Annotated in this window: 10 protein-coding genes; 5 read left to right on the forward strand and 5 right to left on the reverse strand. The window is 65.7% G+C overall.

Annotation, left to right across the window (positions count from 1 at the left end):
• Window positions 1–3: 3 nt before the first annotated feature.
• From V8Z74_RS14185 to V8Z74_RS14205, 5 genes are all read left to right on the forward strand, one after another.
• The gene (locus V8Z74_RS14185) at window positions 4–1,173 is read left to right on the forward strand and encodes a flagellar basal body P-ring protein FlgI (RefSeq protein ID WP_066479948.1); all 1,170 of its coding nucleotides are present in this window, start codon (window positions 4–6) and stop codon (window positions 1,171–1,173) included.
• Complete coding sequence (gene flgJ, locus V8Z74_RS14190) at window positions 1,170–2,201, forward strand: flagellar assembly peptidoglycan hydrolase FlgJ (protein WP_349709696.1); 1,032 nt, start codon at window positions 1,170–1,172, stop codon at window positions 2,199–2,201. The genes V8Z74_RS14185 and flgJ overlap by 4 nt, the downstream gene beginning before the upstream one ends.
• The gene (flgK, locus tag V8Z74_RS14195; RefSeq protein WP_349709697.1) at window positions 2,198–4,159 is read left to right on the forward strand and encodes a flagellar hook-associated protein FlgK; all 1,962 of its coding nucleotides are present in this window, start codon (window positions 2,198–2,200) and stop codon (window positions 4,157–4,159) included. Before flgJ ends, flgK begins: the two co-directional genes overlap by 4 nt.
• An 80-nt stretch (window positions 4,160–4,239) precedes the next feature.
• Window positions 4,240–5,448, forward strand: coding sequence for a flagellar hook-associated protein FlgL (gene flgL / locus V8Z74_RS14200; protein ID WP_066479930.1), 1,209 nt, complete (start codon window positions 4,240–4,242; stop codon window positions 5,446–5,448).
• A 35-nt stretch (window positions 5,449–5,483) separates the two neighbouring features.
• Window positions 5,484–6,752 carry an HDOD domain-containing protein gene (locus tag V8Z74_RS14205; protein WP_349709698.1) on the forward strand — a complete coding sequence of 423 codons (1,269 nt, stop codon included), beginning with the start codon at window positions 5,484–5,486 and terminating at the stop codon, window positions 6,750–6,752.
• 235 nt (window positions 6,753–6,987) lie between these two features.
• Here V8Z74_RS14205 and V8Z74_RS14210 read toward each other — a convergent pair whose 3' ends face one another.
• From V8Z74_RS14210 to V8Z74_RS14230, 5 genes are read right to left on the reverse strand one after another with little or no spacing between them, the layout of a single operon-like run.
• The gene (locus V8Z74_RS14210; RefSeq protein WP_066479924.1) at window positions 6,988–7,704 is read right to left on the reverse strand and encodes an RNA polymerase sigma factor FliA; all 717 of its coding nucleotides are present in this window, start codon (window positions 7,702–7,704) and stop codon (window positions 6,988–6,990) included.
• A 5-nt stretch (window positions 7,705–7,709) separates the two neighbouring features.
• Window positions 7,710–8,588 (reverse strand): hypothetical protein, encoded by an 879-nt coding sequence (locus V8Z74_RS14215; RefSeq protein WP_349709699.1) that lies wholly within the window; start codon window positions 8,586–8,588, stop codon window positions 7,710–7,712.
• A complete protein-coding gene (gene flhF, locus V8Z74_RS14220; RefSeq protein ID WP_349709700.1) occupies window positions 8,581–10,161 on the reverse strand; it encodes a flagellar biosynthesis GTPase FlhF in 1,581 nt (526 codons plus the stop codon). Before flhF ends, V8Z74_RS14215 begins: the two co-directional genes overlap by 8 nt.
• A complete protein-coding gene (flhA, locus tag V8Z74_RS14225) occupies window positions 10,158–12,254 on the reverse strand; it encodes a flagellar biosynthesis protein FlhA (RefSeq protein WP_349709701.1) in 2,097 nt (698 codons plus the stop codon). The genes flhF and flhA overlap by 4 nt, the downstream gene beginning before the upstream one ends.
• Before the next feature lie 6 nt (window positions 12,255–12,260).
• Entirely contained in the window at window positions 12,261–13,448 is a 1,188-nt protein-coding gene (locus tag V8Z74_RS14230) for an EscU/YscU/HrcU family type III secretion system export apparatus switch protein (RefSeq protein WP_349709702.1), read from the reverse strand.
• Window positions 13,449–14,037 lie beyond the last annotated feature (589 nt).

A 14,037-nucleotide genomic window follows, 5' to 3' on the forward strand; every position in this document is an offset into this window, starting at 1 on the left:
GGTATGAAAGTACTGTCCATGCTCCTGAAAATGCGCCCGGCACCGAAACTTGCCGGTGCGGCCCGCACCGCCGTGTGGATCGCAGCCGCCCTGGGCGCCGGCATGCCGACCCTGCCCGTGCATGCCACCCGCATCAAGGAAGTCGCTGCCGTGCAGGGCGTGCGCAGCAACCAGCTGACCGGCTACGGCCTGGTCGTGGGCCTGGACGGCACCGGCGACCAGACCACGCAGATGCCCTACACCAAGCAGGCGCTGTCCAACTACCTCGAGCAAATGGGCATTGCCCTGCCGGCCACGGGCAATGCGGGCCAGCTGCAGCTCAAGAATGTGGCTGCCGTCATCGTCACGGCCGAGCTGCCGGCCTTTGCCCAGCCCGGCCAGGCCATCGACGTGAATGTCTCGTCCATGGGCAATGCCAAGTCGCTCAAGGGCGGCACGCTGGTGGCCACGCCGCTGCGCGGCGCCGACGGCGAGATCTATGCGCTGGCCCAGGGCAATGTGGTGGTCGGCGGCGCCGGCGCTGCAGCCGGGGGCTCCAAGGTCCAGGTCAACCATCTGAACGCCGGCCGCGTGCCCCAGGGCGCTCAGGTCGAGCGCTCCGTGCCCACGCCGCTGGCCGAGGGCAACACCATCACGCTGGGGCTCAATGCCACCGACTTCCAGACTGCCGACAGGGTGGTGCGCGCCATCAATCAGCGCATGGGCGCCGGCACCGCCACGGCCATGGACGGCCGCACCGTGCGCGTGCTGGCACCGCAGGAGACGGGCGCCCGCGTGCGCATGATCGCCGAGATCGAGGAGATGCCCATCGAGACTTCCAAGCCCGGCGCCAAGGTGGTCATCAATGCGCGCACCGGCTCCATCGTGCTCAACCAGGCCGTGACGCTGGGCCCCTGCGCCATCGCCCACGGCAACCTGTCCATCACCATCAGCACCACGCCCGTCATCAGCCAGCCCGGTCCCTTCTCGCAGGGGCAGACCGTGGTGGCGCAGAAATCCGACATCCAGGTGCGCCAGGAGCCCGGCAAGGTCATCAACATGCCGTCCTCTCCGCAGCTCACCGACGTGGTGCGTGCCCTCAACACCCTGGGCGCCACGCCGCAGGACCTGCTGGCCATCCTCCAGGCCATCAAGGCCGCAGGCGCCCTCAATGCCGAACTGGAAGTGATATGAGCATTGCCCTGCCCAACACATCCTCGCTGGCGGCCGGCAATGCGCTGGCGGCGGATGCGCGTTCGCTCAACGCGCTCAAGGCGGCCGCCGGCGACAACAGCCCGCAGGCCGCCCGCGAGACAGCCAAGCAGCTCGAGTCGCTGTTCATGCGCGAGATGATCAAGAGCATGCGCGAGGCGACCATGAAGTCCGGTCTGCTCGACAGCGCCCAGGGCAACCTGAGCACCGACCTGCTGGACCAGCAGCTGTCGGTGGCCATGTCCGGCCAGCCCGGCGGACTGACCGACGCCATCACCAAGCAGCTGGCGCGCACCATGGGCACCGAGGCTGCCGACGACGCGGAGCTGTCCGTGCCTTCCACGCTGAGCCTGAGCCGCAATGCCTGGCGCAGCTTCAGCGGCGACGGTGCCTACAGCGGTGTGCGCAGCGGCGCACGCACGGGCGTCGGGCCCGGCGCAGCCCGGTCCATCGATGCCTATGCGCCGGCGCCCAAGGGCCGCGACAACTTCGTCGCCCACCACACCCCGGCGGCCGCGCGCGTGGCCAAGGAAAGCGGTATTCCCGCCCATTTCATGCTGGGCCAGGCCGGCCACGAGACCGGCTGGGGCAAGAGCGAGATCCGCAACAAGGACGGCAGCAATTCCTTCAATCTGTTCGGCATCAAGGCCGGTGCAGGCTGGACCGGCAAGGTGGCCGAGGTCACCACCACCGAATACATCAACGGCACGCCGCGCAAGGTCACGGCGAAGTTCCGCGCCTACGACTCCTACGAGGACTCGTTCCGCGACTATGCGCGCCTGATCGGCACCAACCCGCGCTACGAGAAGGCCATGGGCCAGACGGGCTCGCCCCTGGCCTATGCCAGCGAGCTGCAAAAGGCCGGCTACGCCACAGACCCGGCCTATGCCAGCAAGCTCAGCCGCGCCATCCTGAGCGTGGCGCAGGCCGGCGTCCCGGCGCCGGCCGCTCCCACCGCCACCTCGCCCGCCCTGGCGGCCAAGTCCCAACCCAACGAGAACCAATCATGAGCCTGTTGAATGTCGGCGCGCGCGCCCTGATGGCCAACCAACTTGCCCTGCAGACCACGGGCCACAACATCGCCAATGTCAACACGGCCGGCTACTCGCGCCAGTCCGTGGCCCTCAAGACCTCGGACGGCCAGGACCGGGGCTCCGGCTACATCGGCAACGGCGTGGATGTCTCCACCATCGTTCGCAACTACAACGACCTGCTGTCGCGCCAGGCTGCCTTGGCCGGCTCGGTCAGCGCAGGCGATGCCATCCGCTACCAGTCGCTGGCGCAGATGCAGGACATTTTCACGGGCGGTAAGAGCGGGCTGGGAGCCGCCATCAACGACATGATGAACGCCTTTGGCGATGTGGCGAACACGCCTACCGACATTTCGGTGCGCCAGGTCATTCTGACCCGCATGAATGAAGTGGCGGCACGTTTCCGTTCGGCATCCAGCCAGCTTGATGAACTGGACTACAACGCCAAGCAGCAGATGCTGAGCGATGTTTCCCAGGTCAATAGCCTGGCGGGCCAAGTCGCTGCACTCAACGGCCAGATCAGCCGGGCCTTGGCGACAGGCAATACACCGAACGATTTGTTGGATCAGCGCGACCAACTGGTTCGTGAGATCAACAAGTTCGTGCAGACCACGCAGATCTCCGCCGAGGACGGGAGCATTTCCCTGTTCGTGGCCAATAGCCAGCCGCTTGTGATGGGAAGCAACGCGGGTCAGCTGACAGCCAAAGAGACGCCCGAATTTCCGGGCAGCGGCAAGATGGGGCTGTACTTCCAATCGCCCAACGGACAGCCGGTGGCGCTGACCGCCAGTATGCTCGGAGGCGGCGAGATTTCCGGACTGCTGCAGTTCCAGAACAGCGATCTGACGGAAGGCCGCAATCTGCTGGGTCGCATGGCACAAGCCATCGGTGGCGCGCTGAACGAGCAAAACCGGCTGGGACTGACAATGTCGGGCCAGCCAGGCAGCGATTTGTTCAAGCTCCCCTTGACCAGCCAGGGATACACGACCGGCTCGCAGTGGACAGCACCGAATACTCCGCAGGTCACGGTGACTGACGCCAGCCAGCTCAAGGCATCGGACTATCAGATCGTTTTTGGCAATGATGCTCCCAAAGGCCGCGTGATCCGGCTGTCCGACGGGCAGACGACGGCGTTCAACGATCTGGCCGACCTCTCCAGCAAGACCATCGACGGCTTGCGGTTCGATTTGCAGGCGGATGGCAATGCAGGCCAGTCCGTGTTGTTTCGCCCCATGGCTGCGGCAGCCCACGATATCCAGGCTGCCGTGTTTGCGCCCAACGACTTGGCCGCGGCCAATCCCGTGGCGGCGCGCATCACGTCTTTGGGCGATGCTGCCTTGCAGATGGGAGGCATCCAGGTCAGTGCGGGCTTTGACTTCTCCACTTTTGCAGGAGCCGAGATTTCGTTCGGCAAGAATGCTGCGGGTGAGGTGGAGTACACCATCACGCCGCCGCCCGCCGGCATACCGGCTACCGGCAAATTCCGCTCTGGCGAGCCTATACAGGTCGGCCCGGGGCTGATGGTCACCCTCAATGGCACGCCAAACCTGAATGGAACAGGCAGCGACAAGGTCACGCTGGGAAAGGCCACCGATCCCCAGTACGGAACGGCTTGGCAGCGCGACACGGGTAATGCCGGCGCATTCCTGGCTCTGCGTGACGCCAAGCTGTTCGATGGCTCCACCACTTTGAGCGATGGCTTCTCCATCGCCATGGCGCAGGTCGGCACGCGTACGCAGAGCGCCAAATACACGGCCCAACTCTCGGAAACCATCGCCAAGAACCTGGAGTCCGATCGCACGGCCGTGTCGGGAGTCAACCTGGACGAAGAGGCTGCCAAGCTGTTGCAGTTCCAGCAGGCGTACCAAGCTTCCGCCAAGATGCTGCAAGTCGCCCAGGGCATTTTCGACAGCGTGCTGCAAACCGTAGGCCGCTGAGGCATGCTAGCGGCCCTCTTGGGGGCAACGGCCGCAATCTGGCTAAGCCAAGCGTGGCGCTTTTTTCAGGAGATTTCCGTATGAATACCATTGCCCGTCTGGGTACCGCCAACATGTATGACGGCACCCTGCGCAACATTGGGGCACGCCAGAGCGATTTGGCGGATCTGATCAACAAGGCAACGGCTGGCAAGCGCGTTCTGCGCCCCAGCGATGACCCCGTGGGAGCCGCGCAGGCCGAGCGCGCACGCACTCGTATCACCCGCTCGGAGACGGACCAGCGCATGCTTGGCGCACAGCGCGACATCATCGCCCAGGGTGAGTCCATTCTGGGCAAGGCCTATGACACGCTCGGAGACTTCCGCGAGCGCATCATCCAGGCCGGCAATGGCTCATACGACCAGGATGCGTTGAATGCACTGGCGCAGCAGCTATCGAGCCTGCGCGATCAGGTCTTCAGTTATGCCAATACGAAGGATGCCAGCGGCCTTCCTCTTTTTCGTGGCCTGGGCAGCTTTGATGTGCCTATTGCCAATGGCAGCCCTGGGTCCGTCGAGCAACTTCAGCCGGGCCAGAGCAGTGGCGGCGAAAATGGCTTGCCCACTGCACTGGATGGCCATGCGGCCTGGTTCAGTGTCCCCAAGGGCAATGGCGTATTCAGCATTACCCGCAATGCCGCGCCAGGCTCCGTGAGCGCCGATATTGGTTCGGTCACGGATCCCAGTCTGGTCAAGGACAACTACACCATTGCCTTCACCAAAGATCCTGTTACTGGCGCCGTGACGTATACGACCACCAATATGGCCACCAACGTCACCAGTCCTCCCAGCCCCTATACATCTGGTGCGGCAATCACTGTGGGCGGCATGTCTGTTGCCATATCGGGCGAGCCGGCCACCGGCGACAGCTTCACTCTGGCGCCCAACCAGAATGATCCCACCGACTTGTTCAGCGTACTGGACCAGGTCATTGCCGACGTGAAAGCCGGACGGTCCGACCCCGGCCGTCTGCAAAGTGGACTGAAGCGTGGCTTGAGTGAACTGGACGCCGGCATGAGCCGCATGCAGGCGGTGCGCAGCTTTGCCGGTGACCAGCTCAACCGTGCCGACCGACTGGAGTCTGATATGAAGGACCAGGCGCTGACCCAGGAAGGGCTACGCTCCCAGGCAGAGGATATGGATATGGTGCAGGCGATTTCCGATGCGCAGGTTCAGCAGGCAGGTCTGCAGGCTGCGCTACAGTCTTACGCTTCCATCCAGAAGCTGTCACTGTTCAACTACATCAGCTGAAGCTACGATCAGCCAGCTGTCTCTTCCGCATCTCCATGACCCAGTCTGCACTGTCCGCCCTGACCCTTGGCTATCGGCCCTTGTGGAACCGCCAGCGGCGTCTGGCTGGCGTACAGCTCTATCTGCACGAAGATCCGGGCGAGCCGGCCGATATGCAGCATCTGCTGCGCATCCTCCAGGAGTTGTGGAGCGAGCAGGCGCCGCCGCTGCTGCTGTCGCCCCAGTCCCGCCAGACGCTGTGCGACCTGCTGGTCCATGCGCCCCAGGGCAGCCCCTGGATCGAGGTGCGCGGCGACTGGCTGCTGCAGGACGAAGGCATTTACGAGCTGGTCCTGCAGGCCAGGGCTCGCGGTCTGATGCTGGTCTGGGGAGGCTCGCTGGACGCGGTGCCCGAGCCCGATGCGGCCCGACTTTTCGCCAGCAGTCTCCTGAGCCTGCCGCTGCAGGGCGCCGAGGGCGTGCCCAACATGCCATCCGCGCAGGTGGCCCAGTTCATGGCGCAGCAGGAGCCCACGCAACTGTCCGTTCGCCCGCTGCAGCTGCTCGGCGGCCAGATGTACGAGGGCCTCAAGAGCCTGGCTCTGGCCCGCATCTGCCTGGACGTGCAGGAAGCCGGCGCCGTGGCCGGCTGGCCCGTGGCCGATACCGTGCAGGCCTTCCGGCTGCAACAGCCCCAGCCTGCGCGTGACAACCTGCTCAAGCTGATGCAGGCCATCGACAAAGAGCAGTCCATGGACACGCTGGAACACCTCCTTGCCGAGGACCCGGTGCTGGCCTACCGCTTCATGCTCTACACCAACTCCGCGGCCCTGGGCCTGCGCCGCGGCGTGGACTCGCTGCGCCGCGGCCTGGTCATGCTGGGCCTGGGCACGCTGCAGCGCTGGCTGGCCGACCAGCTGCCCCACGCCTGCACGGAGCAAGATCTGGTGCCGCTGCGCACCCAGATGGTGCTGCGTGCGCGCCTGGCCGAGCATTTGATCGAGGCCGGCGTCGGCCTGGAGCTGCAGCGCGAGATGTATCTGTGCGCGCTGTTCTCCCAGCTCGACCTGCTGCTGCACGAACCCCTGAACACCACGCTGCGCCGCATGCCGCTGTCGGATCGCATCTTCGATGCCGTCATTGCGCGCACCGGCCCCTACTCAGGCTCCCTGGCCATGGCCATGGCGCTGGAGTCGCCCGAAGCGGCTCCCATCCGCCAGCTGCGCGAGGAGCATGAGTGGGAAACCGAGGACCTCAACCGCATCCTGCTGCGCATGCTCGGCGATCTGCGCCTGGGCATGCCGGCTGCGGCCAAGGCGGCCTGACTGCCTGCATGTTTCTGGCTGGAACGGGTCCTGAGCGATTGCTAGGCTGGGACCATGGCTCTCTTTCAAGCCTGCGGAGATTCTTTCTCTGAAGCCGGGTGCGAGAGCCGGCGCAGTTGGCCGCCCCAGCCTGTCTGAAAACAAGCGCTCAACAGATTCGGATACAAGGCGCGCCACCAGGCTCGCCCAAAGAAAAGGCACCCGAGGGTGCCTTTTCTTTCTGCTGCCAGCCATGTCAATGCGCGCGCATCTTGGTGCGCAGCCGCGCAATCGCCTGGCTGTGCAGCTGGCAGACGCGGGACTCGGTGACACCGAGGACGGCGGCGATCTCCTTGAGGTTCATGTCGTGCTCGTAGTACATGCCCATCACATACTGCTCGCGCTCGGGCAGGGCCTTGATGGCATCCACCAGGGCCGAGCGCAGGCGCTGGTCGCGCAGCTGCGAGAACGGATCGGCGCCGCTGTCGGCCACATGGCGCTCCAGATAGTCGTCGCCGTCCTCGCCGCTGGGTGCCATGTCCTCCAGGTACACGAGCTGGGTGCCGCGCACCTTGCCCAGCAGGGACTGGTATTCGTCCAGGCTCATCTTGAGTTCGGCCGCGATCTCGGATTCCAGTGGCGGCCGGCACAGGCGCTGCTCCAGCCGGTTGAGCGCCTGCTCGATCTCCTTCTGGCTCTTGCGCGAGCTGCGGCTCATCCAGTCGCCCTCGCGCAGTTCGTCCAGCATGGCGCCTCGGATGCGCTGGCTCGCGAAGGTTTCGAATTGCACGCCTTGCTCGCTTTCGAAGCGCGACAGCGCTTCGGCCAGGCCAATCATGCCGACCTGGATCAGATCATCCACTTCCACATTGGGAGGCAGCTTGGCAATCATGTGCAGGGCAATCCGACGCACGAGCGGCGCGTGCTGACGGATCAGTGCGTCTCGGTCGAGTTGGCCTTTGGCGGTGTACATGGGGTTCAATGGCTCCAGGCAAGAGGGGCACAGGCGCCCGTACCCAGCCTTGGCACGGAATGCTCGTGCAAAGGCAGAATGCAGGCGGTCTTGAGCATGTGCAGCGTGAGCTGATGCAGGTCGCGCGTCTGGCGCCAGCGCAGGCGCATGAGCACGGGCGCATCGCCCAGGTGGCGCTGCGAGCACTGCAGCAGCGCGTTCAGGCGCTGCAGGCGGATCTGGGATTTCTGCGCATCGGTGAGCACGCTGCTTTGCTTGCGGCTCCAGTCGTAGCGCGCCGGACCGTCGGCGGCGGCCGGCGCTTCCAGCGCGGCCAGCGTGCACTCCACTCCGGCGTAGACGGCCAGGGTCTTGAGCTGGCGGTAGCTGTCGACGAGCTGTTCGGCATCGGGCGGAACGACCAGCAGCGGCTGCAGGTTCTGGCCCTGCAGCAGGGGCGTGAGAGCCTTGGCGTCGGCATAGATCAGCACCGTGGTGTAGCCGCGCACGTAGCGCTGCAGGGCTACCAGCGGCTCCATGCCCAGCTCCTGCGCCGTCGCGCGCAGGCGTGCCAGTCCCTGGCGGGCGGGCAGGGTGGCGATGGAACGGGTTTCGGCTGCCTCGGCCATGCTGCGCAGGCCCATCTGGGCATGCCAGGCCGAGCGCTCCAGCAGCTGGGCCATGCCCGGCGTCTGGAAGGATTCGCTTTGGCTGCCGTCCAGCACCAATACGGTCTGGCCCAGGCGCTGCAACTGGGCGCACAGAGGCCAGAGCACGGCCTGCTCGGCAGCGGCGCTGTCGGCGCTGTGCACCATGGCCAGCACGCGCAGCCCCGCCGTGCCGGCGCTGTCGGCCTGCAGGTGCAGGCCCATGCCCTGGTGGGGTGGCGAGTAGTGCTCAAGCATGGGCGGCCTCGGCGGCGTGCGATGCGGACGGCGTGAAGAAGAAGTCCAGATCCAGGGTCTTGGGGTCGAAGGCTGACTTGGCGCTGGCGCGCATGGAGGTCGAGACCAGGGCCTGGGCGCTGGCGCGTTCCCAGTCCTCGGGCACGCGCTGGCCGTTGGTCACGCCACGCAGCTGGATCTGGTGGCGGATCAGCGTGTCGATGGAGGGGCCTAGCTTGACGGCCTCATCCACCTTGGTCAGCACGGCCTGGTGCGAGCCGCGGGCCTTGAAGGCCTGCATCACGTCGTCCAGCGCATCGCCCTGGGCGGCCGCGTTGACGGCCAGCAACTGCTGCACGCCGGGCAGGTCCAGCACGTCCATGATCTCGTCCTTGCGCGGATCGCGCGGGGCCACGCCCGTGGTGTCGATCAGCACCATCTTCTTGCCTTCGAGCAGGCCCAGCAGGTCCTGCAGCGCGGCCTTGTCATGGGCCTGGTGGGCCACCATGCCCAGCATGCGGGCATAGGCGCGCAGCTGCTCGTGGCCGCCGATGCGGTAGGTGTCCAGCGTGATCAGGCCCACCGAGGAGGGGCCATGCTCGGCGGCGCACAGCGCGGCCAGCTTGGCCGTGGTCGTGGTCTTGCCCACGCCGGTGGCGCCGACCAGGGCGAAAACGCCGCCCTGTTCGTAAATGGGGGCCTGGGCCTTGTCGGTACGCAGATTGCGCTCCAGCACTTCCATGAGCCAGCGCACGGCGTCGCCAGCCGACAGGCTTTCGGGCAGATGTTCGATCAGCGCACGCGACAGCACGGGCGAGTAGCCGGCGCGGATCAGCTTGTGCATCAGGCTGGACTGGATGGGGTTCTGGCGCGTCTGGCCCAGCCAGGTCAGGGTATTGAAGCGGTCCTCGATCAGGTCCTTCATGGACTGCAGCTCCTGCATGAAGTGCTGCTGGCTCATGGGCGCTGCGGCAGCGGCCGGCCTGGCGGCCGATGCATCCCTGACCACGATGGGTTCGCCGCGCAGCGGGTTGTGGCGGCTCAGGTTCAGGCTGGGGCCGGACGGCTGGCCCGCCGGCGCGGCAGGGCGCACGGCGTCATTGTGCTGGCGCGCGCGCTGGGCAAAGGTGGGCAGGACCTCTTCGGTTTCCAGCGCCGATTCGTGGCGGCGGCGCAGCATGCGTTCACGCACATAGTCCTGGAAGGACAGCGTGCTCATGGACAGCTGCTCCACATCTTCCTGGACAGACTGGGATGGCGCCTGCGATGCCTTGGCCTGCTTGGCCTGGCGCTCCTGCACATGGTCCAGCGTGCTCATGCCGGCTCGCGGCTTGGCGGCCTGGCGCGCAAACAGTGCAGTGCGCTCGCGCATGTCCGCGGAATCCTCGACCGCGCGGCGTTCGATGGCGGCCTGCAGCGGAGAGCCTGGCTTGCCGGACTCCATGTTTTGCAGCGTGTCCTCGGCCGTGGCCATGACTTCCACGCCTTCGGGCGTCTGGCGGTTGGAGAGGATGAGCGTGCCTTCGCCGAAAGCCATGCGCGCCTTGGCCAGGGCCTCGCGGGAGGTGGGGGCGTAAAAGCGTTTGATGTTCATGCGGATGCACCTTTAAGAATCGGGCCGATGCGGATGGTGTGCGTCTCGGGGATCTCGCTGTGGGCGAGTACCTGCAGACGCGGCGCCACGCGGCGCAGCAGCTTGGCAATGGAGTTGCGGATGGAGTCGGGCACTAGCAGGCAGGCGGGCAGGCCCAGCTCTTCCTGTTGATTGGCCACGTCGACGGCCTTCTGCGTGAGAATCTCGGCGACGCCGGGATCCAGCGAGGGCGCGCCGGGGTTGGACAGGGCTTGCACCAGCAGGCGCTCCAGGCCGGGCTCGATGGCGATGACATTGAGCTCGCGCGTGGGGCCGTAGATCTGCTGCACGATGGCCGGAGACAGCGCGATGCGCACGCGCCGTGCCAGTTCCACCGGGTCATTGGTGGCGGCAGCGTTCTCGGCCAGGGTTTCGATGATGGTGCGGATATCGCGGATGTGCACAGAGTCCTCCAGCAGCAGCTGGAGCACTTTCTGGAACGTCGTGATGGGCACCATTTTCGGAATGACTTCTTCGATCAGCTTGGGAGCCAGCTTGGCGACGTGGTCGACCAATTGCTGGGTTTCCGTGCGCGACAGCAGCTTGGCTGCATGCACTTGCATCAAGTGTGACAAATGGGTGGCCATCACGGTTTCCGAATCAACGACGGTAAAACCGGCCATTTGTGCCGCTTCCTTCTGGCGTTCATCGATCCAGTGGGCAGGCAGGCCGAAGGCCGGGTCGGTCGTGGCGGTGCCGATCAGCGGTGTGGTGATGCCGCCGGGGTTGATGGCCAGGAACATGCCCGGAAAGGCCTCGCCTTCGCCCACCATCACGCCGCGCAGCGTGATGCGGTAGGCACTGGGCTTGAGCTCCAGGTTGTCGCGCACATGGACGGCCGGCGGCAGAAAACCCACTTCCTGCGCGAACTTGCGGCGCACGCCCTTGATGCGGGTCAGCAGGTCGCCCTGGCGGTTCTTGTCCACCAGCGTGATCAGGCGGTAGCCCAGCTCCAGGCCCAGCAGGTCCACGGGCTGCAAGTCGTCCCAGGTGGCTTCGCCGTCGGACTGGCTGGCCTGGGCCGACGGGGCGGGGGCGGGTGTGGCGGCGCGGGCCTTCTGCTGCCTGTCCAGTGCCCAGGCCAGCCAGCCCAGCAGGCCGCCCATGGTCAGGAAGGCCAGGTGGGGCATGCCGGGAATCAGTCCCAGCAGCACGAGGATGGCGGCGGCAATGCCCAGCACCTTGGGCGACATGAACAGCTGCTGCACGATCTGGCGGCCCATGTCGGTATCCTTGCCCACGCGCGAGATCACCATGGCCGAGGCCACCGAGATCAGCAGGCCCGGTATCTGCGCCACCAGCGCGTCGCCCACGGCCAGCAGGATGTAGCTGTCGGCGGCCTGCCCCGCCGACAGGCCGTGCTGGGCCATGCCGATGGCAAAGCCGCCGATGATGTTGATGACCAGGATCAGAATGCCCGCAATGGCGTCGCCGCGCACGAACTTGCTGGCGCCGTCCATGGAGCCGAAGAAGTTGGCTTCCTCCTGCACTTCGGCGCGGCGGCGCTTGGCCTCGGTCTCGTCGATCAGCCCGGCGTTCAGGTCGGCGTCCACGGCCATCTGCTTGCCGGGCATGGCGTCCAGCGTGAAGCGGGCCGACACTTCGGCAATGCGCTCGGCGCCCTTGGTGATCACCACGAAGTTGATGACCACGAGAATGGCGAACACGATCAGGCCCACGGCGAAGTTGCCCCCGATCAGGAAGTGGCCGAAGGCCTCGATCACCGCGCCGGCCGCGCCCGGGCCCGTGTGGCCTTCGAGCAGCACCACGCGGGTGGAGGCCACGTTCAGCGACAGGCGCATCAGCGTGGTCAGCAGCAGCACCGAGGGGAAGGCCGCGAAATCCAGCGGCTTGATCATGTAGGCGGCCACCATCATCACCATCAGCGCCACGGCGATGTTGAGGGTGAAGAAGGTGTCCAGCATCCACGGCGGAATCGGCAGCACCATCAGTGCCAGGATGGCCACCACCAGCAGCGGTGCGGTCAGGCCCTGCAGGGCCTTGCTGTTGGAGCCCGTCCACTGTTGCAGGGATTGAAGCGGATTCGTTGTCATCAGGCTTTACCTTCGGGGGGTGCCGGCCGGCGGCTGTGTAGTCGGTTGCATGGCGGTCTGGGTCCGTCCGCGATGGGGGTCCAGCTCCACCGGCACGGCGGGCTGGCCCAGGTCGCCGGGCATGGGGCCTTCGCCGCGCAGCGCGGCCTTGAGGCGGTAGACATAAGCCAGCACCTGGGCCACGGCGGTGTAGAGCGCCGCAGGAATGGCCTGGTCCAGTTCGGCATGGGCGTACAGCGCACGCGCCAGCATGGGCGATTCGAGGACCGGGATCTTGTGTGCCCCCGCCACTTCGCGGATCTTGAGGGCTACCAGGTCGGTGCCCTTGGCGATCACCTGGGGTGCGGCCATGGTGTGCTCGTCGTAGCGCAGGGCCACGGCGTAGTGCGTGGGGTTGGTGACCACGAAGTCGGCGCGCGGCACGGCCGAGACGCTGGCGCGGTCGGCGATCTCGCGCTGCTTTTGGCGGATCTTGCCCTTGATCTGCGGGTTGCCTTCGGATTCCTTGTGCTCCTGCTTGACTTCCTCGTGGCTCATCTTCAGGCGCGACTTGAACAGAAAGGCCTGCAGCGGCACGTCGATCACGGCCACCAGCAGCACCACGACGAGCAGCAGCGCCACGCCGCTGGTCAGCCATGAGCCCACCATGGACAGGGCCATGGGCGAAGGCTGGGTGGAAACGGCCGTGACCTCGGCAATGCGGCTGCCCATGAACTTCCAGGCGACAAAGCCCAGGATGGCCGTCATCAGCACCATCTTGCTCACGGTGACGAGCTGCTGCTTGGAAAACAGATTGGCCAAGCCTTTGAGGGGATTGAGCCGGCTGAACTGGGGTTGTATGGGCTTGAAACTGAAGATCCAGCCGCCCGCGGCCACACCCGCCAGCACGGAGGCGCCGGTGGTCACGATGGCGAAGATCAGCGCGATGACCAGGCCCAGGCCCAGCATGGACTGCAGGCGCTCGAGCATCTGTGCGGGGTTCCTGGCAATGCTGCCGTCAAAGGCCAGTTGCTGGGCCATGGCCAGGCGCAGATGCTGCACCAGTGGCTGCGCACCGATGAACATCAGTGCCGCGCCCGTACCCAGGATGGCCAGGTGCGACAGGTCACGCGAGCGCGCACCCTGGCCGTCCGCACGCGTTTTCTGCAATTTGCGTGCGGTTGCGGGCAGGTTTTTGTCTTGGGAGTCGGCCATGGCGCAATGACGGATTGGATGGCGTCATTGTGCGAACTGGCGGCGCGGGCAATGCGTGGATAAGCGGCGCTGCAGGGCTGCTTATCTGAAAGCTGGCTGGTATTAGTGGCTTTGCCTGGCCCTTACTTGCGTGTGACAGAGGCCGGGTTTCGGCCCGGCAGCCGAGCTACTTTCTTTTGCTTCGCCAAATGAAAGTAGCCAAAGAAAAGGTGACCCTGCTGCCCGCATCCCTCCGGCTTCGCCTGCGGGCAACCTGCGCCGTCAGCCTCTTGTTGCGCTGCGGCCCGACTCACTGCGCGCCTGAGGCGCTTCGTTCAGACAAACGGCCGCAAGTTTGATGACGATGCGGCTGCACTCTGCGGTGCAGCCGCGCGCAACAAGAGGCCGCCGTCGCAGGCGTGGGCACAAGGGGCAAAGCGGGAGCGGGATAGCTTCTTTCAGATTTGATAGCTGCTATCACTTGTGACTATTGGGTTGGATGTTATTTTCGTCACGACCCTCGCCGGCTGCCCGTATCCATCCCCTTGTGTCTGCGCCTGCGGCACGTGATTCAGGTTGCGGGCAACGCTGCCGAAGGACAGCGTTGCTT

Origin of the sequence: Comamonas sp. w2-DMI, assembly GCF_040187735.1 — a bacterium.
In the GTDB taxonomy this organism is placed as follows: Bacteria; Pseudomonadota; Gammaproteobacteria; order Burkholderiales; family Burkholderiaceae_C; genus Comamonas; species Comamonas terrae.